Origin of the sequence: Enterobacter cloacae complex sp. 372C4 (genome assembly GCF_050030615.1) — a bacterium.
Taxonomy (GTDB): domain Bacteria; phylum Pseudomonadota; class Gammaproteobacteria; order Enterobacterales; family Enterobacteriaceae; genus Enterobacter; species Enterobacter intestinihominis.
On sequence record NZ_JBLGUQ010000001.1, the window covers coordinates 1,425,550 to 1,446,748 of the forward strand.

Annotated in this window: 15 protein-coding genes, 2 tRNA genes and 4 rRNA genes; 8 read left to right on the forward strand and 13 right to left on the reverse strand. The window is 52.0% G+C overall.

The window, feature by feature from the left end:
• Positions 1-17: 17 nt before the first annotated feature.
• Positions 18-2,102: a putative bifunctional diguanylate cyclase/phosphodiesterase gene (locus tag ACQG11_RS06830; protein ID WP_157506556.1), complete on the forward strand. Its 2,085-nt coding sequence runs from the start codon at positions 18-20 to the stop codon at positions 2,100-2,102.
• On the opposite strand, the gene envR is transcribed toward ACQG11_RS06830, so the two are convergent.
• Positions 2,097-2,744 (reverse strand): acrEF/envCD operon transcriptional regulator, encoded by a 648-nt coding sequence (gene envR, locus ACQG11_RS06835; protein WP_023307086.1) that lies wholly within the window; start codon positions 2,742-2,744, stop codon positions 2,097-2,099. The genes ACQG11_RS06830 and envR overlap by 6 nt on opposite strands.
• 396 nt (positions 2,745-3,140) lie before the next feature.
• Here envR and ACQG11_RS06840 point away from each other — a divergent pair, with 396 nt between their 5' ends.
• The 3 genes from ACQG11_RS06840 (at position 3,141) to ACQG11_RS06850 (ending at position 7,874) form a co-directional block, all read left to right on the forward strand.
• Positions 3,141-4,280, forward strand: a complete 1,140-nt coding sequence (locus ACQG11_RS06840) for an efflux RND transporter periplasmic adaptor subunit (RefSeq protein WP_063199839.1) — start codon at positions 3,141-3,143, stop codon at positions 4,278-4,280.
• 11 nt (positions 4,281-4,291) lie between these two features.
• Positions 4,292-7,405, forward strand: coding sequence for an efflux RND transporter permease subunit (locus ACQG11_RS06845; protein ID WP_048206623.1), 3,114 nt, complete (start codon positions 4,292-4,294; stop codon positions 7,403-7,405).
• 247 nt (positions 7,406-7,652) lie between these two features.
• Entirely contained in the window at positions 7,653-7,874 is a 222-nt protein-coding gene (locus ACQG11_RS06850; protein WP_003860364.1) for a lipoprotein, read from the forward strand.
• Between the two features lie 346 nt (positions 7,875-8,220).
• Here ACQG11_RS06850 and rrf (ACQG11_RS06855) read toward each other — a convergent pair.
• The 6 genes from rrf (ACQG11_RS06855) to ACQG11_RS06880 all read right to left on the reverse strand — a co-directional run bounded on the left by rrf (ACQG11_RS06855) (position 8,221) and on the right by ACQG11_RS06880 (position 13,444).
• Positions 8,221-8,336: ribosomal RNA gene (gene rrf, locus ACQG11_RS06855) — 5S ribosomal RNA — on the reverse strand.
• 43 nt (positions 8,337-8,379) lie between these two features.
• Positions 8,380-8,455: transfer RNA gene (locus ACQG11_RS06860), tRNA-Thr, on the reverse strand.
• Between the two features lie 14 nt (positions 8,456-8,469).
• Positions 8,470-8,585 (reverse strand): 5S ribosomal RNA (rrf, locus tag ACQG11_RS06865).
• Between the two features lie 69 nt (positions 8,586-8,654).
• Positions 8,655-11,560: ribosomal RNA gene (locus ACQG11_RS06870) — 23S ribosomal RNA — on the reverse strand.
• A 182-nt stretch (positions 11,561-11,742) separates the two neighbouring features.
• Positions 11,743-11,818 (reverse strand) — tRNA-Glu (locus ACQG11_RS06875).
• 84 nt (positions 11,819-11,902) lie between these two features.
• Positions 11,903-13,444 (reverse strand): 16S ribosomal RNA (locus ACQG11_RS06880).
• The 16S, 23S and 5S rRNA genes sit together here with 2 tRNA genes alongside, the layout of an rRNA operon.
• Before the next feature lie 477 nt (positions 13,445-13,921).
• Between ACQG11_RS06880 and ACQG11_RS06885 the strand changes: the two genes are divergently transcribed.
• Positions 13,922-14,476, forward strand: coding sequence for a gamma carbonic anhydrase family protein (locus tag ACQG11_RS06885; protein ID WP_032626749.1), 555 nt, complete (start codon positions 13,922-13,924; stop codon positions 14,474-14,476).
• Here the strand turns inward: ACQG11_RS06885 and ACQG11_RS06890 are convergent.
• The 6 genes from ACQG11_RS06890 to dprA are packed head-to-tail and all read right to left on the reverse strand — an operon-like array spanning position 14,452 to position 18,235.
• Positions 14,452-14,700: a DUF1488 domain-containing protein gene (locus tag ACQG11_RS06890; protein ID WP_032626752.1), complete on the reverse strand. Its 249-nt coding sequence runs from the start codon at positions 14,698-14,700 to the stop codon at positions 14,452-14,454. The two genes, ACQG11_RS06885 and ACQG11_RS06890, sit on opposite strands and share 25 nt — an antisense overlap.
• A complete protein-coding gene (aroE, locus tag ACQG11_RS06895) occupies positions 14,697-15,515 on the reverse strand; it encodes a shikimate dehydrogenase (protein WP_032626754.1) in 819 nt (272 codons plus the stop codon). The genes ACQG11_RS06890 and aroE overlap by 4 nt, the downstream gene beginning before the upstream one ends.
• A gap of 4 nt (positions 15,516-15,519) precedes the next feature.
• On the reverse strand, positions 15,520-16,092 hold the full coding sequence (gene tsaC, locus ACQG11_RS06900) for an L-threonylcarbamoyladenylate synthase type 1 TsaC (protein WP_022649580.1): 573 nt from the start codon (positions 16,090-16,092) through the stop codon (positions 15,520-15,522).
• Entirely contained in the window at positions 16,085-16,639 is a 555-nt protein-coding gene (locus ACQG11_RS06905) for a DNA topoisomerase family protein (RefSeq protein ID WP_023298754.1), read from the reverse strand. The genes tsaC and ACQG11_RS06905 overlap by 8 nt, the downstream gene beginning before the upstream one ends.
• A gap of 26 nt (positions 16,640-16,665) precedes the next feature.
• Positions 16,666-17,139, reverse strand: a complete 474-nt coding sequence (gene smg / locus ACQG11_RS06910) for a DUF494 family protein Smg (RefSeq protein ID WP_000460665.1) — start codon at positions 17,137-17,139, stop codon at positions 16,666-16,668.
• Complete coding sequence (dprA, locus tag ACQG11_RS06915; protein ID WP_032626756.1) at positions 17,111-18,235, reverse strand: DNA-protecting protein DprA; 1,125 nt, start codon at positions 18,233-18,235, stop codon at positions 17,111-17,113. The genes smg and dprA overlap by 29 nt, the downstream gene beginning before the upstream one ends.
• A 127-nt stretch (positions 18,236-18,362) precedes the next feature.
• Here dprA and def point away from each other — a divergent pair, with 127 nt between their 5' ends.
• Genes def through rsmB form a run of 3 tightly spaced genes read left to right on the forward strand, consistent with a single transcriptional unit; the run spans position 18,363 to position 21,182 of the window.
• On the forward strand, positions 18,363-18,872 hold the full coding sequence (gene def / locus ACQG11_RS06920) for a peptide deformylase (protein ID WP_006812188.1): 510 nt from the start codon (positions 18,363-18,365) through the stop codon (positions 18,870-18,872).
• A 23-nt stretch (positions 18,873-18,895) separates the two neighbouring features.
• Positions 18,896-19,843, forward strand: coding sequence for a methionyl-tRNA formyltransferase (gene fmt, locus ACQG11_RS06925; RefSeq protein ID WP_023298756.1), 948 nt, complete (start codon positions 18,896-18,898; stop codon positions 19,841-19,843).
• Between the two features lie 52 nt (positions 19,844-19,895).
• Positions 19,896-21,182, forward strand: coding sequence for a 16S rRNA (cytosine(967)-C(5))-methyltransferase RsmB (gene rsmB, locus ACQG11_RS06930; protein ID WP_045622658.1), 1,287 nt, complete (start codon positions 19,896-19,898; stop codon positions 21,180-21,182).
• Positions 21,183-21,199: the final 17 nt, after the last annotated feature.

Here is a 21,199-nt window from a genome sequence, read left to right on the forward strand (position 1 = left end):
CAACGAGTGAACAGACCATGCTGGTTAGCCAATACAACCAAATCCTCGTCGTCATCTCCTTTATTGTCGCCATTCTTGCCGCCTATACCGCGCTGAATATGGCTGCGCGCGTTGCCGGAAGCCAGGGCGTCGCTGCACGCGTCTGGCTGGCAGGTGGCGGTGTTTCGATGGGGATTGGCGTGTGGGCGATGCATTTCATCGGTATGCTGGCGATGGATCTTTCCATGAGCATGAGTTACAACGCGACCCTGACCGTGCTTTCGATGATTATCGCCATCAGCTCGTCAATGTTCGCCCTGTGGCTCGTTAGCGGCGAGCAGCTACATTTGCGCCGACTGCTGCCTGGCGCCGTCGTGATGGGTGCAGGCATAGTTACCATGCACTACACCGGTATGGCTGCCCTGGAGGTCACTCCGGGTATTGTCTGGGATAAAACGTGGATGGCTATCTCTGTGGGCATAGCCCTTGCCGCTTCACTGGCCGCTCTTTGGCTGACGTTCCGTTTACGTCAGGAAGCTGCACGAATGGCGTTGATGCGTCTGGGGGCGGCGATCACCATGGGCATCGCTATCGCTGGCATGCATTACGCCGGCATGGAAGCAGCACAATTTCCAATGTCGACGATGGTCCACCATCATGGCATTAACGGGAGCTGGCTGGCGATACTGGTTAGCGTGGTCGCGCTCGCTATTCTGGGGATTACGCTGCTGGTATCGATGTTCGATGCCCGCCTTCAGGCTCGTACCTCGCTGCTGGCCTCATCACTGGCAGAAGCTAACCGTGAACTCGCTCAGCTGGCGTTGCATGATACGCTGACGCGCTTACCCAATCGTATTCTGCTTGAGGATCGCCTCGATCAGGCCATCAGCAAGGCCGATCGCGAAGGAAGCCCTTTCGCGCTGATGTTTATGGATCTTGATGGCTTTAAAACCGTCAACGATGCCTATGGTCATGATGTCGGTGACAATCTTCTGGTTGCGGTGACTCAGCGTTTGCTGTTGCAGTTGAAAGGTCAGTACACGCTGGCGCGTATCGGTGGGGATGAATTCGTCCTGCTGGCCGAAACCACTACCCCGGATGATGCTGCCTCACTGGCAAATTCACTGGTACGCGTCATTGATAGCCCGTTCCATCTCGATCCTTACGAACTGATGGTCACCCTGAGCATTGGCATTGCGCTCTATCCACACGATGGCAAAACCGATCGTGAACTGATGTTTAACGCTGATGCTGCGATGTACCACACGAAACATATGGGTCGTAACGGTTATCACTTCTTTCAGCCGTCAATGAATACGCTGGCGCAGACGCATCTACAGCTGATGAATGATCTGTGGCAGGCCATCGACCGTGATGAGTTACGCCTGCTTTATCAACCTAAATTCCATGCCCCTGCCGGGCCGGTCATCGGATTCGAAGCGCTGTTACGCTGGCAGCATCCCAAACAGGGATTACTGCCCCCCGACCTGTTTCTACCGCTTGCAGAGAAAACCGGGCTGATTATTCCAATTGGAAACTGGGTAATCGACGAGGCCTGCCGCCAGCTTCGAGAATGGCACCTTCAGGGCCACACGGACTGGTCAATGGCGGTGAATCTTTCTACGTTGCAGTTCGAACAGCCGTCGCTGATTAAAACGGTTCTCGATTGTCTGACGCGCCATAGCGTACCGCCCGGCATGTTGATCCTGGAGGTGACCGAAACCACGGCGATGAGCAATCCGGACGAAAGCGTTCGTGTCCTGACAGCGCTGACGGATGCGGGCGTAAAAGCCTCGATAGACGATTTTGGTACAGGTTATTCAAGCCTTCTTTATCTTAAGCGACTCCCTGCCTGCGAGTTGAAAATCGATCGTGCTTTTGTAAAAGAGTTAAGTGGAGAGAGTGAAGATGCGACGATCGTCTCGGCGATTATCGCCCTGGCAAAAACGCTGAATCTGAAGGTCGTGGCAGAAGGGGTCGAAACCGCAGCGCAGCAGACCTTTCTGACAGAACTGGGATGCAATACGCTACAGGGTTATCTGCTGGGCAAACCGATTACCGCGCAGGCTATTATGGAACAGTGCCAGCACGGGGAGATGTCACCATCCCGTATGCAATCATGAGGCTGTATCGTAAAACACTGGCGCCACTCGAGTGATATTTAGTGTCGCAAGAATATTATCCACCAGCGCCGGCGCCTGTTTGTACAGATTAAAACTGTTGCTATCCATTAACCAGTTTTTAATGACTCCGCTAAAAAATGCGTGGAAAACAATCAGCGCCAGTTCAATATTAGTTTGGGAAGAAATAATGCTACGCGCAACGCATTGTCTCAACGTCCTGCGAAGATAATTATCGTTTAAACCGATCCGCTTGCGTATTTCACATTCTGAAATCACATCGTCATGAAATTCACACTTATGATACAGGATTTGTAAAAGAGCATACTGACGTGGCTCGCTCGCAATATATTGCAGCGCGACAATAAACTGTTCACGAAGCATTAACAAAGGGTCATCTTTTTCAGAAAGTATTAACCTGTCACGAATCATTTCACGCAGCGGCAATTGCTGTTCCCAGATGGCGTTAAATATTTCCGCTTTACTCGAAAAATGCCAGTAAACCGCCCCGCGAGTAAGTTGAGCAGCATCGGCGATGTCGGTAAGCGTGGTATTAGCCACGCCACGTGTCGCGAATAGCCCGATAGCGGCTTCAATCAGCTGCTGCCGGGTCTTTTGAGCCTCTTCTTTCTTTTTACGCGCCATAGCCTGCTACTCATTACTTATACGGTTGATACGACATCAAACGTTATTAAAGGGTCGTGTAAGTCAAAGTATTCACCATAACCCGTTTTAGTTTTGCACAAAAAAAGTCAATTCATTTAATTTATAATTCATACGAATAAATTGAGCGAATCAAATTCATTAAATAAATAGTTTGTATTTACTCATAAGTATTCCGTTGATTATCCTGACAGAAGCCGGATTTCGAATACACTGGTTCAGAATCTGATTTTGCTTTTTATTGCCTCCATCAGCACTTATAAATTAAAAAACCTTGAATACCCTCATTATTATACGCAGCTACATTTCTTTTTTTGCCTCACACCCTTTCACCGACTTATGGCATATATCGGTTCAAGGGTAGTTTAAGGAACAGTAATGACGAATCACTTCAGACGCTTACCCTTATCCGGTTTCATTGTCTGTGCTGCACTGCTCGCCGGGTGCGATGGGCAAGAAAACCCACAGCAGCATGGGCAAGCTCCTCAGGTCAGTGTTCATATTGTCAAAAGCGCGCCACTGGCCGTAACGACGGAATTGCCAGGCAGAACTGACGCTTATCGTGTAGCGGAGGTTCGTCCCCAGGTAAGTGGTATCATTCTGCACCGTAATTTTACCGAAGGCAGCGACGTCAAAGCGGGTGAATCACTTTATCAGATCGATCCGGCCACCTATCAGGCAGCCTACGACAATGCGAAAGGTGAACTGGTAAAAGCGCAGGCGGCGGCAAACATAGCCCATCTGACGGTAAAACGTTACCTTCCGCTGGTCGGTACGCAATATGTGAGCAAGCAGGAGTATGATCAGGCGGTGGCAACCGCCCAGCAGGCGGATGCAAGCGTCGTTGCCGCGAAAGCTGGCGTTGAAAACGCGCGGATCAATCTTGCTTATACGAAAGTCACATCGCCAATCAACGGGCGCATTGGCAAATCCAGCGTCACTGAAGGGGCGTTAGTCACTAATGGTCAGTCAACCGCACTGGCGACAGTTCAGCAGCTCGATCCCATTTATGTCGATGTAACGCAATCCAGCAGCGATTTTATGCGTCTGAAGCAGCAGACGAGCCTGCAAAAGGGAGACACCAGCAGCGTTGAGTTGCTGATGGAAAATGGCCAGCCTTATCCGCTGAAAGGAACGCTCCAGTTCTCTGATGTCACGGTAGATGAAAGTACCGGCTCAATCACCCTTCGCGCTCTCTTCCCTAACCCTCAGCATATGCTGTTACCGGGTATGTTTGTCCGTGCACGCATTGACGAAGGCACACAGCCTGATGCCATCCTTGTTCCCCAGCAGGGGGTAACCCGTACACCTCGCGGTGATGCAACCGTGCTTGTGGTAAACGATAAAAACCAGGTGGAATCTCGCACTGTCGTTGCACCGCAGGCGATTGGCGATCGGTGGTTGATCACGGAAGGTCTGAAAAATGGCGACCGCGTCATTATCAGCGGCCTGCAAAAAGTTCGCCCTGGCGTCACCGCCGTGGCTATTCCTGATACCGCCGCGACTCCAGCCAGTTAAGGGATAACGAGATGGCTAATTTCTTTATTCAACGGCCTGTTTTCGCCTGGGTGCTCTCCATCATTCTGATGATTGCGGGCGGGCTGGCCATTTTAAAACTGCCGGTGGCGCAATATCCAACCATTGCGCCGCCAGCAGTTGCGGTGACAGCGACCTACCCTGGCGCTGATGCCCAGACGGTCCAGGATACCGTGACGCAGGTTATCGAACAGAACATGAACGGAATCGACAATCTGATGTACATGTCGTCCACCAGTGATTCTGCCGGTAACGTCACCATCACCCTGACGTTCGAGTCGGGTACGGATCCTGATATCGCGCAGGTGCAGGTTCAGAACAAACTCCAGCTCGCTATGCCGCTGCTACCGCAAGAAGTACAGCAACAGGGGATCGGCGTGGAAAAATCCAGCAGCAGCTTCCTGCTGGTCGCGGGATTTGTGTCGGATAATAAAAACCTCACTCAGGATGATATCTCCGACTATGTCGCTTCTAACGTAAAAGATGCGATCAGCCGTACTTCCGGCGTCGGTGATGTGCAGCTGTTCGGTGCGCAGTATGCAATGCGCATCTGGCTGGACAGCAACGCGATGAATAAATATCAGCTCACGCCGTTGGATGTCATTAACCAACTGAAAACGCAGAACGACCAGATTGCTGCGGGCCAGTTGGGAGGAACGCCGTCCGTACCAGGGCAGCAACTGAACGCCTCAATTATTGCTCAAACGCGCCTGAAATCACCGGAGGAGTTTGGCCGTGTGACGCTGAAGGTGAACCAGGACGGTTCAATGGTCCACCTGAAAGATGTGGCCCGCATTGAGCTGGGTGGCGAAAACTACAACATGGTCACCAAAATCAATGGCCAGGCAGCAACGGGGCTCGGGATCAAGCTGGCGACTGGCGCAAACGCGCTGGATACCGCTGCCGCCATTAAGAGTAAACTGGCGCAGTTGCAGCCCTTCTTCCCTCAGGGCCTGAAAGTCGTTTATCCGTACGACACCACACCTTTCGTGAAGATCTCAATCCATGAAGTGGTGAAGACGCTGTTTGAAGCGATCGTTCTCGTGTTCCTGGTGATGTACTTGTTCCTGCAAAACCTGCGGGCGACCCTTATTCCGACTATTGCCGTGCCCGTGGTGCTACTGGGTACCTTCGCGGTACTGGCTGCGTTTGGTTTCTCCATTAACACCCTGACGATGTTCGGGATGGTATTGGCGATAGGTTTGCTCGTCGATGATGCCATCGTGGTGGTTGAGAACGTAGAACGCGTCATGGTTGAGGACAAGCTGCCGCCAAAAGAGGCGACCCAGAAGTCGATGGAGCAAATCCAGGGCGCTCTGGTGGGCATTGCCATGGTGCTTTCAGCGGTGTTTATTCCGATGGCATTTTTTGGAGGTTCAACCGGGGCTATCTATCGCCAGTTCTCGCTGACCATTGTCTCCGCGATGGCCTTATCGGTGCTGGTGGCGTTGATATTAACGCCTGCTTTATGTGCAACGCTGCTCAAACCGGTTTCCAGCGACCATCATGAAAAGAAAGGTGGATTCTTCGGCTGGTTTAACGCGCTTTTTGATAAGAGCGTGGAGCACTACAGCAACAGCGTGAGCGGCATTTTACGTAAGACCGGACGCTATCTGCTGGTTTACGTCATCATCGTCGGCGGCATGGCAATACTGTTCCTGCGCCTGCCTTCCTCCTTCCTGCCGGAAGAGGATCAGGGGGTGTTTATGACGATGGTTCAGCTGCCGGCAGGGGCGACGCAGATGCGTACCCAGCAGGTACTCGATCAGGTTCAGGACTATTATCTGACGAAAGAGAAAGCGAACGTTGAATCGGTCTTTACCGTAAACGGATTTAGCTTTAGCGGGCAGGGGCAGAACTCCGGTATCGCTTTCGTCAGCCTGAAGCCATGGGAAGAACGCCCGGGCAAGGAAAACGGCGTTGAGGCGATTGTCAGCCGCGCAACGAAAGCGTTTAGCCAGATCAAAGATGGTCTTGTATTTCCGTTTAACCTCCCTGCCATTATTGAACTGGGTACCGCAACAGGCTTTGACTTTGAACTGATTGACCAGGCAAACCTGGGACATACGCAGCTCACGCAGGCACGTAACCAACTGCTTGGCATGGTAAGGGAACATCCTGACTTACTGGTCCGCGTGCGTCCTAACGGACTGGAAGATACGCCACAGTACAAACTGGATGTCGACCAGGAGAAGGCCCAGGCGCTGGGTGTGAGCATATCTGATGTCAATCAGACCATCTCAACAGCATTGGGTGGCACTTATGTGAACGACTTTATCGATCATGGACGCGTGAAAAAAGTTTATGTCCAGGCTGATGCTCGCTTCCGTATGTTACCAGGAGATATTAACGACCTGTATGTGCGTAGTGCTAACGGCGAAATGGTGCCTTTCTCTGCCTTTAGTAGCTCTCACTGGGTGTACGGCTCACCTCGTCTGGAACGTTACAATGGGATGCCATCAATGGAGATCCTCGGTGAGTCTGCGCCAGGCAAAAGTACCGGTGAGGCAATGGAGATGATGGAAAGCCTTGCGTCGAAACTGCCTTCCGGAATTGGCTACGACTGGACGGGGATGTCTTATCAGGAACGTCTTTCCGGAAATCAGGCTCCAGCACTGTATGCCATTTCACTGATTGTGGTGTTCCTGTGTCTGGCGGCTCTCTATGAAAGCTGGTCAATTCCATTCTCGGTCATGCTGGTTGTGCCCCTGGGGGTGATCGGCGCGCTTCTGGCTGCATCAATACGTGGGCTGAACAATGACGTTTACTTCCAGGTTGGTCTGCTTACGACAATTGGTTTATCAGCCAAAAACGCCATACTGATCGTTGAGTTCGCCAAGGATCTTATGGATAAAGAAGGCAAAGGGATTATTGAAGCCACGCTGGAAGCCTCACGTATGCGTCTGCGCCCTATCCTGATGACCTCCCTGGCATTTATTCTTGGTGTTATGCCTCTGGTCATCAGTAGTGGCGCAGGTAGTGGGGCACAAAACGCTGTCGGGACGGGCGTGATGGGCGGGATGCTGTCAGCCACTCTGCTGGCTATTTTCTTTGTTCCTGTTTTCTTCGTTGTTGTCCGGAGACGGTTTACAAAGCATAAGGATTAATGAAAATCATAAAGGCACCTCTGGTGCCTTTTTAATTTCCTGTCAGCATTCTAATAAAAAGACATCTCTTCACATTTCCTCCATAAATAATCAACGCCCCTCTTTTTTCTCCATGATTTTTACAATCCACACAATTTGAGATTATTCCCCGTGCTGTATGGTATTAGTGCGGTGGTAAAATAATCATCAATTCGTAAATTGCCGCATCGGCTCTTAAGCGAATAAGCGATCATATTGAGGTAACATCATGAAAAGATTCCTTTCCGTTGCACTTCTCGCTGCGCTGCTTGCTGGTTGCGCGCACGACTCTCCCTGTGTACCGGTATACGACGATCAGGGGCGACTGGTTCACACCAATACCTGTATGAAGGGGACTACCCAGGATAACTGGGAAACAGCAGGTGCGATTGCCGGTGGCGCCGCAGCAATAGCTGGCCTGACTCTCGGTATTGTCGCCCTGACTAAATAATACTTTTAAAAGCGCGGCCATCGCCGCGCTTTTATTTTATCTAATCAAAGGGATGTATATTTCCCCTCTCAGATATCATCAGATAATTTTTAGATTCAGTATCCTGTTTTTTTATAGCCCTATTTCCTTACCTATACAACCTCAGTCTGAATCACTGAATTGATTTAACGCTGCTGCGAGTAAGCATTATGCATTCCGTGAATTCATTTATAGCTGGGTTAAGACGCTTTAATACGTCAGTAAGGTATTAACGGCACTCGTTGGAATATCTGATAAGGAAATTGGTTTAGCTGAGGGCATAACGCAAAAAGGCCATCCTTTCGGATGGCCTTTCTACTTGTTTGATGTCTGGCAGTTCCCTACTCTCACATGGGGAGACCCCACACTACCATCGGCGCTACGGCGTTTCACTTCTGAGTTCGGCATGGGGTCAGGTGGGACCACCGCGCTAAAGCCGCCAGACAAATTCTTTTACTTCTTGCCGAACTTTAACCTAAGTATAAAGTGGTGCTGATACCCAGAGTCGAACTGGGGACCTCACCCTTACCAAGGGTGCGCTCTACCAACTGAGCCATATCAGCACGCTAAATTTGATGCCTGGCAGTTCCCTACTCTCACATGGGGAGACCCCACACTACCATCGGCGCTACGGCGTTTCACTTCTGAGTTCGGCATGGGGTCAGGTGGGACCACCGCGCTAAAGCCGCCAGGCAAATTCTGTTAATCTGTATCAGGCTGAAAATCGTGTCTGTCTCTTCGCCGAAACAGCTTCGGCGTTGTAAGGTTAAGCCTCACGGTTCATTAGTATCGGTTAGCTCAACGCATCGCTGCGCTTACACACCCGACCTATCAACGTCGTAGTCTTCAACGTTCCTTCAGGAGACTTAAAGTCTCAGGGAGAACTCATCTCGGGGCAAGTTTCGTGCTTAGATGCTTTCAGCACTTATCTCTTCCGCATTTAGCTACCGGGCAGTGCCATTGGCATGACAACCCGAACACCAGTGATGCGTCCACTCCGGTCCTCTCGTACTAGGAGCAGCCCCCCTCAATTCTCCAGCGCCCACGGCAGATAGGGACCGAACTGTCTCACGACGTTCTAAACCCAGCTCGCGTACCACTTTAAATGGCGAACAGCCATACCCTTGGGACCTACTTCAGCCCCAGGATGTGATGAGCCGACATCGAGGTGCCAAACACCGCCGTCGATATGAACTCTTGGGCGGTATCAGCCTGTTATCCCCGGAGTACCTTTTATCCGTTGAGCGATGGCCCTTCCATTCAGAACCACCGGATCACTATGACCTGCTTTCGCACCTGCTCGCGCCGTCACGCTCGCAGTCAAGCTGGCTTATGCCATTGCACTAACCTCCTGATGTCCGACCAGGATTAGCCAACCTTCGTGCTCCTCCGTTACTCTTTGGGAGGAGACCGCCCCAGTCAAACTACCCACCAGACACTGTCCGCAACCCGGATTACGGGTCTACGTTAGAACACCAGCCATTAAAGGGTGGTATTTCAAGGTTGGCTCCACGCAGACTGGCGTCCACGCTTCAAAGCCTCCCACCTATCCTACACATCAAGGACCAGTGTTCAGTGTCAAGCTATAGTAAAGGTTCACGGGGTCTTTCCGTCTTGCCGCGGGTACACTGCATCTTCACAGCGAGTTCAATTTCACTGAGTCTCGGGTGGAGACAGCCTGGCCATCATTACGCCATTCGTGCAGGTCGGAACTTACCCGACAAGGAATTTCGCTACCTTAGGACCGTTATAGTTACGGCCGCCGTTTACCGGGGCTTCGATCAAGAGCTTCGCGTTGCCGCTAACCCCATCAATTAACCTTCCGGCACCGGGCAGGCGTCACACCGTATACGTCCACTTTCGTGTTTGCACAGTGCTGTGTTTTTAATAAACAGTTGCAGCCAGCTGGTATCTTCGACTGATTTCAGCTCCGCCCGCAGGGGCTTCACCTACATATCAGCGTGCCTTCTCCCGAAGTTACGGCACCATTTTGCCTAGTTCCTTCACCCGAGTTCTCTCAAGCGCCTTGGTATTCTCTACCTGACCACCTGTGTCGGTTTGGGGTACGATTTCGTGTTACCTGATGCTTAGAGGCTTTTCCTGGAAGCAGGGCATTTATCACTTCAGCACCGTAGTGCCTCGTCATCACACCTCAGCGTTAACAAGGTACCGGATTTACCTGGAACCTCCGCCTACATGCTTAAACCGGGACAACCGTCGCCCGGCTGACATAGCCTTCTCCGTCCCCCCTTCGCAGTAACACCAAGTACAGGAATATTAACCTGTTTCCCATCGACTACGCCTTTCGGCCTCGCCTTAGGGGTCGACTCACCCTGCCCCGATTAACGTTGGACAGGAACCCTTGGTCTTCCGGCGAGCGGGCTTTTCACCCGCTTTATCGTTACTTATGTCAGCATTCGCACTTCTGATACCTCCAGCACCCCTCACAGGACACCTTCAACGGCTTACAGAACGCTCCCCTACCCAACAACGCATAAGCGTCGCTGCCGCAGCTTCGGTGCATGGTTTAGCCCCGTTACATCTTCCGCGCAGGCCGACTCGACCAGTGAGCTATTACGCTTTCTTTAAATGATGGCTGCTTCTAAGCCAACATCCTGGCTGTCTGTGCCTTCCCACATCGTTTCCCACTTAACCATGACTTTGGGACCTTAGCTGGCGGTCTGGGTTGTTTCCCTCTTCACGACGGACGTTAGCACCCGCCGTGTGTCTCCCGTGATAACATTCTTCGGTATTCGTAGTTTGCATCGGGTTGGTAAGCCGGGATGGCCCCCTAGCCGAAACAGTGCTCTACCCCCGAAGATGAGTTCACGAGGCGCTACCTAAATAGCTTTCGGGGAGAACCAGCTATCTCCCGGTTTGATTGGCCTTTCACCCCCAGCCACAGGTCATCCGCTAATTTTTCAACATTAGTCGGTTCGGTCCTCCAGTTAGTGTTACCCAACCTTCAACCTGCCCATGGCTAGATCACCGGGTTTCGGGTCTATACCCTGCAACTTAACGCCCAGTTAAGACTCGGTTTCCCTTCGGCTCCCCTATACGGTTAACCTTGCTACAGAATATAAGTCGCTGACCCATTATACAAAAGGTACGCAGTCACCCCATAAAGAGGCTCCCACTGCTTGTACGTACACGGTTTCAGGTTCTTTTTCACTCCCCTCGCCGGGGTTCTTTTCGCCTTTCCCTCACGGTACTGGTTCACTATCGGTCAGTCAGGAGTATTTAGCCTTGGAGGATGGTCCCCCCATATTCAGACAGGATACCACGTGTCCCGCCCTACTCTTCGAGTTCACAGCATGTGTGCTTTCGTGTACGGGACTATCACCCTGTACCGTCGGACTTTCCAGACCGTTCCACTAACACACAAGCTGATTCAGACTCCGGGCTGCTCCCCGTTCGCTCGCCGCTACTGGGGGAATCTCGGTTGATTTCTTTTCCTCGGGGTACTTAGATGTTTCAGTTCCCCCGGTTCGCCTCGTTAACCTATGTATTCAGTTAACGATAGTGCAACGGATTGCACTGGGTTTCCCCATTCGGACATCGCCGGGTCAAAGGTTCATATCACCTCGCCGGCGCTTTTCGCAGATTAGCACGTCCTTCATCGCCTCTGACTGCCAGGGCATCCACCGTGTACGCTTAGTCGCTTAACCTCACAACCCGAAGATGTTTCACTTCTGATTGCGAAAATTTGAGAGACTCGAACACACATGAGCTGTGTGTCGTTTCAATTTTCAGCTTGATCCAGATTTTTAAAGAGCAAATATCTCAAACATGACTCGCAAGTCAGTTTTGAGATATGACGGCAGGTGACTTTCACTCACGAACCAGCAAGTGGCGTCCCCTAGGGGATTCGAACCCCTGTTACCGCCGTGAAAGGGCGGTGTCCTGGGCCTCTAGACGAAGGGGACGTACAGTCTCAATCGCAAGACGCCTTGCTATTTACTTTTCATCAGACAATCTGTGTGGACACTACAAAGGCAGGTTCTTTAAGGTAAGGAGGTGATCCAACCGCAGGTTCCCCTACGGTTACCTTGTTACGACTTCACCCCAGTCATGAATCACAAAGTGGTAAGCGCCCTCCCGAAGGTTAAGCTACCTACTTCTTTTGCAACCCACTCCCATGGTGTGACGGGCGGTGTGTACAAGGCCCGGGAACGTATTCACCGTGGCATTCTGATCCACGATTACTAGCGATTCCGACTTCATGGAGTCGAGTTGCAGACTCCAATCCGGACTACGACGCACTTTATGAGGTCCGCTTGCTCTCGCGAGGTCGCTTCTCTTTGTATGCGCCATTGTAGCACGTGTGTAGCCCTACTCGTAAGGGCCATGATGACTTGACGTCATCCCCACCTTCCTCCAGTTTATCACTGGCAGTCTCCTTTGAGTTCCCGGCCTAACCGCTGGCAACAAAGGATAAGGGTTGCGCTCGTTGCGGGACTTAACCCAACATTTCACAACACGAGCTGACGACAGCCATGCAGCACCTGTCTCAGAGTTCCCGAAGGCACCAAAGCATCTCTGCTAAGTTCTCTGGATGTCAAGAGTAGGTAAGGTTCTTCGCGTTGCATCGAATTAAACCACATGCTCCACCGCTTGTGCGGGCCCCCGTCAATTCATTTGAGTTTTAACCTTGCGGCCGTACTCCCCAGGCGGTCGACTTAACGCGTTAGCTCCGGAAGCCACGCCTCAAGGGCACAACCTCCAAGTCGACATCGTTTACGGCGTGGACTACCAGGGTATCTAATCCTGTTTGCTCCCCACGCTTTCGCACCTGAGCGTCAGTCTTTGTCCAGGGGGCCGCCTTCGCCACCGGTATTCCTCCAGATCTCTACGCATTTCACCGCTACACCTGGAATTCTACCCCCCTCTACAAGACTCTAGCCTGCCAGTTTCGAATGCAGTTCCCAGGTTGAGCCCGGGGATTTCACATCCGACTTGACAGACCGCCTGCGTGCGCTTTACGCCCAGTAATTCCGATTAACGCTTGCACCCTCCGTATTACCGCGGCTGCTGGCACGGAGTTAGCCGGTGCTTCTTCTGCGGGTAACGTCAATCGACAGGGTTATTAACCCTGTCGCCTTCCTCCCCGCTGAAAGTACTTTACAACCCGAAGGCCTTCTTCATACACGCGGCATGGCTGCATCAGGCTTGCGCCCATTGTGCAATATTCCCCACTGCTGCCTCCCGTAGGAGTCTGGACCGTGTCTCAGTTCCAGTGTGGCTGGTCATCCTCTCAGACCAGCTAGGGATCGTCGCCTAGGTGAGCCGTTACCCCACCTACTAGCTAATCCCATCTGGGCACATCCGATGGCAAGAGGCCCGAAGGTCCCCCTCTTTGGTCTTGCGACGTTATGCGGTATTAGCTACCGTTTCCAGTAGTTATCCCCCTCCATCAGGCAGTTTCCCAGACATTACTCACCCGTCCGCCACTCGTCAGCGAAGCAGCAAGCTGCTTCCTGTTACCGTTCGACTTGCATGTGTTAGGCCTGCCGCCAGCGTTCAATCTGAGCCATGATCAAACTCTTCAATTTAAAAGTTTGATGCTCAATGAATTAAACTTCGTAATGAATTACGTGTTCACTCGTTGAGACTTGGTATTCATTTAGTGTCCGAGGACATTAAGAATCCATGTCACTTTGAGTGCCCACACAGATTGTCTGATAAATTGTTAAAGAGCAGTTGCGACGCGCTTCAGCGCTCTGTCGCGAGGTGGCGTATATTACGCTTTCCTCTTTCAGAGTCAACCCGTTATTTCAGGATTTTTTCTCTTCAACCGACCGGGTTGTCTGTGAAGTGATTCACATCCGCCGTGTCGATGGAGGCGCATTATAGGGATCCCAGTTTTTAGCACAAGTATTTTTTAGATCTTTTTTTCCAACTGATGATTTTCCGTGCTTTTCGCTGAAAACCCACCCGATCCGCTTAAAAATTGACGCATTTTGCCTTGCCTCGCTCCAGGAATACGATCAAAGTCTTCTTTAATAACGCTCATCTGTATCGAGGTAGATATGTTTGCAGTATTACGTCCTTATAAACATCTGTTCCCCCAAAAAGGCGATCGCGTGATGATCGATGCCAGCAGCGTGGTCATTGGTGATGTTCGCATGGCCGATGATGTCAGCATCTGGCCACTTGTCGCGATCCGGGGCGATGTTAACTACGTTGCAATCGGTGCACGCACCAATATTCAGGACGGCAGCGTGTTGCATGTGACTCATAAGTCATCTTATAACCCTGAGGGCAACCCGCTCATTATTGGGGAAGATGTTACCGTCGGCCATAAAGTGATGCTCCACGGCTGCACGATCGGTAACAGGGTTCTCGTTGGGATGGGATCGATTTTGCTGGATGGCGTCATTGTAGAAGATGACGTAATGATTGGCGCAGGGAGTCTTGTTCCGCAAAACAAGCGTCTTGAAAGTGGGTATCTCTATTTAGGCAGCCCGGTTAAACAGATCCGCCCCCTAAAAGAGACGGAGATCGAAGGATTGAAATACTCAGCGAACAATTACGTTAAATGGAAAAATGACTATCTGGATCAGGATAACCAGACCCAACCCTGATCGTCTTCCTGCTGATCGCGGATCAAATCGCTGGCATCCTCTTCCAGGTCCCAGCGATTTTCGCAAAAGACCGCTAACGGATCTGCCCCCCCAAAGCGCTGAAGCAACGTTTCCCCTTTAATCGCACAGGTGAGCTGCATTCCATGCACCAGCACCGGGAAACAAACCGCTTGCTTGTTTTCATCCCAGATTTCTCTGTCGGGAAAATGAATCGCCTGATTCACGCCGTCATTTCCTGTTTGAGCTTTTCAATCACCGGTTCTACTGCGGGTAACACGCCATGCCAGAGTAGCACCGCATGAGCCGCCTGCCCCACCAGCATTCCCAGACCATCAGCCACGTGTTTTGCCCCCTGTTGTTCGCACCAGGTCAGAAAGGGCGTTTTCCCTTTTTGATAAAACATGTCATAGGCGTAGATGTGGGAATGAATCAGGGATGCAGGAATCGCCGGGATCTCTCCATTAATACCGCTTGAGGTGGCATTAATCACAAGATCAAATTCGTGACGCGCGAGATCGTCAGGTGCTACCGCAGCTACGCTGCCTGTGTGTGCGAACAACGCCGCCAGCTCTTCTGCTCTGGAGAAAGTACGGTTGGTGATTGTCACCGCACAATCCAGCGAAAGAAGAGGAAGCAATACGCCGCGCGAGGCGCCACCCGCGCCGATCAGCAGGATCCGAAAGCCTGGTTTAATAAACGACAATCGCTCCAGATCGCTGAGTAAACCAATCCCATCGGTGTTATCGCCCAGAAGGCGACCATCTTCAAGCCGCTTAAGAGTATTGACGGCGCCAGCGAGCGACGCACGTTCGGTCAGTTCATCCGCGCGCCCGAAAGCCTCTTCTTTAAAAGGCACCGTGACGTTCGCACCTTTACCACCCGCATCAAAAAAGCTATTCAGCGTCGGTATAAATGCATCAACAGGCGCAAGAACCCGACCATACGGGTGATCTATATGCAATTGCTCCGCAAACAGCCGATGGATCAGAGGCGACTTGCTGTGCGCGATCGGGTTACCAAAAACAGCATAGGTTTCCATCACATTATCCCTGGCGAAAACGTTCGCCGGTCAAGGCATCGCGAATTTCTGACGGGTTAAGACGACCACCGGTTTCACCCACGGCTACCGGGAAATCATTCCCGAACTGCGCCAGAACTTCTTCGGTTGTCCGACAAGGGGGAAGCCCGGTCAGGTTGGCGCTGGTTGAAACCAGAGGTTTACCAAATGCCTGGCATAACTCCACCACCAGCGGATGGTCGGTGACGCGTACCGCGAGTGAATCGAAACGCCCGGTTAACCAGCGCGGCGTTGTCGGCTGTGCAGGAAAAACAAACGTCACGGGACCAGGCCACGCAGAGAAAATGGTTTCCCGCTGTGCAGGTGTCAGCATGGAATCATCAATATAAGGCTTAAGCTGCTCGTAGTTCGCAGCGATCAAAATCAATCCTTTTTCGACAGGCCGCTGTTTTAGCGCCAGCAGACGGTTAACGGCGACTTCGCTGTCAGGATCACACCCGACCCCGAAAACGGCTTCTGTTGGATAGGCGATGACTTCTTCTTTTTTCAGGATTTCCACCGCCTGCGCGATGGAGCCTGATGGCAGGTTATTATTCACTGATTTGATCCGCCGAAACCGGCTTTCCACATTGTTTACTGGCGCAAAAGCGTTTCAAGCCTTGCGCGGTTTTCTTCTCTATAAGTAACGGATAATCGCAATGAGAGCAGACGCCCGCTACTGGTTTGAAATTGATGACGAACTGGCATTCAGGATAGCGATCGCACGAATGGAAGGTCTTGCCATAACGAGAGCGCCGCTGCACCAATTGGCCACGCTGGCACTGAGGGCAGGCAATTGCCGTTTCATCTGGCTTATCAATTTGTTCCGTATGTTCACACTCCGGGTAGCGGCTGCATCCGATAAACATCCCGAACCGCCCCTGCCGCAGCGCCAGTTCACCGCCACAGAGAGGACAAAGCTGTCCCTCCAGAATTTTGACGATATGTCCATCCGCCTGGCTTTTCAGGGGACGGACATAATCACATTCCGGATAGTGTGAACAACCGAGAAACGGACCGTGTTTCCCGGACCGAATAACAAGTTCTGCCCCGCATTGTGGGCAGGGCTCGTTTTTATGCACCGTGAAGAGTGCTGATTTGGCCATAACAACTCTTGTTGCTGCACATAGAATTAATGCAGCATACCTTCATTCACTTCAAAGAGTAATTCTTCCATTTGCTGATAGGCATTTTCACAGCCTGGAATGTTGAACAGAACCATCAGGATCACCCATTTCAGATCTTCCAGTTCAAACTCAGCAGTATCCAGCGCCATGACGCGCTCTATCACCATCTCTCTCGTTTCGAGGTTTAGCACCTGAATCTGCTCGAGGAATAAAATGAATCCCCGGCAGCTGGCATCCAGCCTTTCACACTCTTCAGCTGTATAGATGCGCACAGACAATGGGTCAGAAGCAAGCTGCATCGGTTCGGCGAGGCCGTCCTGATAATCAGCCAACTTATCCAGCCACATCAACGCATTATATATATCTTCCCGCTCAAAACCTGCGTCGGTCAGATCCCGTGTTAATTTGTCCTGATCCACCTGCATTTCTGCTTCGTTGTGGATGTAAGTCTCAAACAAATACATCAGTACGTCGAACATGGCATGCCCTCCTTAATCGGACATAGCCGCCGGGTACAGCTGCGATCCACCCTGCTAACTCCAGTTCGAGTAGCTGTGCTACCGTTACTGGCACAGGTTGGCCGGCACGTTCAGCGACAACGTCAACAGGTGTTACCTCATCTCCTACGTTAGCCAGGAGCTTGGGAAATGGCAATGCTACTGCCTCCTGATCCGATGAAATATGTCGCTTTTGGAGATCATCCTGCAACCAATGCAGTCCATACTGCAAATTTTCAAGGATATCTTCTTTGCAGGTCACCAGCGTCGCCCCCTGTTTTATCAGCCAGTGAGGGCCTTCGCAGCCGGGGTTCCCCAACGGGCCGGGCAGCGCAAAAACTTCACGCCCCTGCTCCAGTGCGCACCTTGCGGTAACCAGCGATCCACTCCGAATCGCAGCTTCGACCACCAGCACACCCTGGCTTAACCCACTGATGATCCGGTTACGCCGTGGAAAGTTACCCGGTCTGGGCGGTGTTGAGAGTGAAAACTCAGACACTATTGCCCCCTCTGAAGCAATAAGTTGCTCAGCCAGAATATGATGACGACGCGGATAGAGACTAAAAAGACCATTGCCAAGCACGGCGACACTTCGCCCTTTTGCGGACAACGCCGCATGATGTGCTACACCGTCGATGCCGCAAGCCAAGCCACTGGTGATCGTAAAGCCACATTGGGACAGCTGTTCGCTCAGCATTTTCCCCCAACGCTCGCCATACCACGAGGGCGCACGGCTGCCCACTACCGCAAGCTGCATGCTATTAAGCACGTCAACGCGGCCTCTCACAAATAGCGCCCCGGGAAAATCAGGGATAGAACGCAACAATGGCGGGAAGCGAGGATCATCCGCCGTGAGAAGGTGGTTGTCGGCGTGTTCCAGCCATTCCAGACTACGTTCAAGCTCACTCTCGCTGAACGAAAAAAACTTTACGGCATGTTTGGGCGAAAGCCCTGACGCGTTGACGGCTTCAGCATCGACGGTTGCCTGGCGAAGCAGCCTCTGCGCAATCTCCAGCATCGCATCACCGTATAACGACCCGATGTTTATAAGCCGTAACCATATCTCTGTGGACGTCATCCTTTTCCCTGCCATAAGCAGCCTCAGCAATCTTTGCGATTGGTCACTGATGCTGTCAATCGACCGGGGATTTGTCTAGAATAGAAGTAATATTCTTATCAACTCCTGAACACGACTCTGGAAATTTATGGCAGTTTTGCAAGTGTTACATATTCCTGACGAGCGCCTTCGCATCGTCGCGGAACCGGTTAAAGAAGTGAATGCAGAAATTCAGCGTATCGTCGATGATATGTTCGATACCATGTACGCTGAAGAAGGCATTGGCCTTGCCGCGACCCAGGTAGACATTCACAAACGTATTATTGTGATCGACGTTTCTGAAAATCGTGATGAGCGCTTGGTGCTGATCAACCCTGAGCTGCTGGAAAAAAGCGGCGAAACAGGTATTGAGGAAGGCTGTCTGTCTATCCCTGAACAGCGCGCTTTGGTGCCACGTGCCGAAAAAGTTAAAATCCGCGCACTGGATCGTGACGGCAATCCGTTTGAGCTGGAAGCCGACGATCTGCTGGCAATTTGCATTCAGCATGAGATGGATCACCTGGTCGGTAAACTGTTTATCGATTACCTCTCACCTCTGAAGCAACAGCGTATTCGTCAGAAAGTTGAGAAACTGGATCGTTTGCGTTCTCGCGCTTAACGCCCCCGGATACAAGGAATAACGTGTCTACATCACTACGTATAATCTTCGCGGGTACCCCTGATTTTGCAGCGCGTCATCTCGACGCGCTGTTAACGTCTGGCCATCAGATTGTTGGCGTATTTACTCAGCCGGACCGTCCGGCTGGCCGCGGTAAAAAACTGATGCCTGGCCCGGTTAAGGTACTGGCAGAAACACATGGTTTACCGGTTTTCCAGCCTGCGTCATTACGACCTGAGGAAAACCAGAAGTTAGTGGCAGACCTGAACGCGGACGTGATGGTAGTTGTGGCTTACGGCCTCATTCTGCCGAAAGCGGTACTTGATATGCCCCGCCTTGGCTGTGTTAACGTTCATGGTTCTTTGCTCCCACGCTGGCGTGGTGCAGCCCCTATTCAGCGCGCTCTGTGGGCAGGCGATGCTGAAACTGGCGTGACAATCATGAAGATGGACGTAGGTTTAGACACGGGCGACATGCTGTATAAACTGGCGTGTCCCATCACCGCAGAAGATACCAGCGCCACGCTGTATGACAAGCTGGCGGATCTCGGCCCGCAGGGGCTGATTGAGACGCTGCAACAGCTTGCTGACAATACAGCGACACCTGAAGTGCAGGATGAGGCACAGGTGACCTATGCTGAGAAACTGAGTAAAGAAGAAGCCCGGATCGACTGGTCCCTGTCAGCAGCTCAACTCGAACGCTGCATCCGCGCCTTTAATCCATGGCCGATGAGCTGGTTGATGATTGATGAGCAGCCAGTGAAAGTCTGGAAAGCTTCAGTTATTAACGGCAATGCATCGGCAGAGCCCGGTACGATTATCGACGCCAGCAAAAACGGTATCCAGGTTGCGACCGGAGAAGGGATACTGAATCTTGAATCGCTGCAACCGGCCGGTAAAAAGGCAATGAGCGCGCAGGATCTATTAAATTCTCGTCGTGAATGGTTCATCCCTGGCAATCGCCTTGCCTGAACAAATTTATTCTTAAGGCCCGGTGTTTCCGGGCATTTTTATTTTTACGGTTATGAAAAGACAAAATCTACGCACTATGGCGGCTCAGGCCGTTGAGCAGGTTATCGAGCAGGGCCAGTCACTGAGTAATGTCCTGCCTCCACTGCAACAAAAGGTTTCCGATAAAGACAAAGCCCTGCTCCAGGAGCTGTGCTTTGGCGTGCTGCGCACCCTCTCTCAGCTTGAGTGGTTGATTAACAAGCTGATGTCACGCCCGATGAGCGGCAAGCAGCGTACCGTGCATTATTTGATCATGGTCGGTTTCTACCAGCTTCTTCATACCCGCATTCCACCTCATGCTGCGCTGGCCGAGACAGTGGAGGGTGCCGTTGCGATTAAACGTCCTCAGCTAAAAGGATTGATCAACGGCGTGCTGCGTCAGTTCCAGCGTCAGCAGGACGAACTGCTGGCAGAATTTGCGCAAAGCGAAGCGCGCTTCCTTCACCCTGAATGGCTGCTGAATCGCCTTAAAAAAGCCTACCCACAGCAATGGCAAGACATTGTGGATGCCAATAATCAACGTCCGCCGATGTGGTTACGCGTCAATCGTAACCATCATACACGCGACGCATGGCTGGCCCTGCTGGAAGAGGCCGGAATGAGCGGCTTCACACACGCTGCTTATCCTGATGCGGTTCGTTTAGCCTCCCCTGCACCGGTACATGCATTACCCGGTTTTGAAGAGGGCTGGGTAACGGTACAGGACGCATCTGCTCAGGGCTGCATGACCTGGCTTGAGCCGAAAGACGGGGAGCAGATCCTCGATCTCTGTGCAGCGCCAGGGGGGAAAACAACGCACATCCTGGAAGTGGCGCCGCAGGCCAGCGTGATGGCCGTGGATGTTGATGAGCAGCGCCTTTCACGCGTCTATGACAACCTTAAGCGTCTGGGTATGAAAGCACAGGTTAAGCAAGGCGATGGACGCAAACCCGCTGACTGGTGTGGTGATACCCGGTTCGATCGCATTTTGCTGGACGCCCCCTGCTCAGCAACCGGCGTGATTCGTCGTCATCCCGATATCAAATGGCTGCGTCGCGATCGTGATATCAAGGAGCTTGCCCAGTTGCAATCCGAAATTCTGGATGCCATCTGGCCGCATCTCAAACCCGGCGGAACCCTGGTGTATGCAACCTGCTCTGTTCTCACGGAAGAGAACAGTCAGCAAATTGCGGCTTTCCTGAAACGCACCCCGGACGCTACGCTGCACGATACGGGAACGCCTGAGCACCCGGGTCTGCAAAACCTGCCGGGCGCAGAAGAGGGTGATGGCTTCTTTTACGCTAAGCTAATCAAAGAGTGATGTTGAGAACAGGTCAC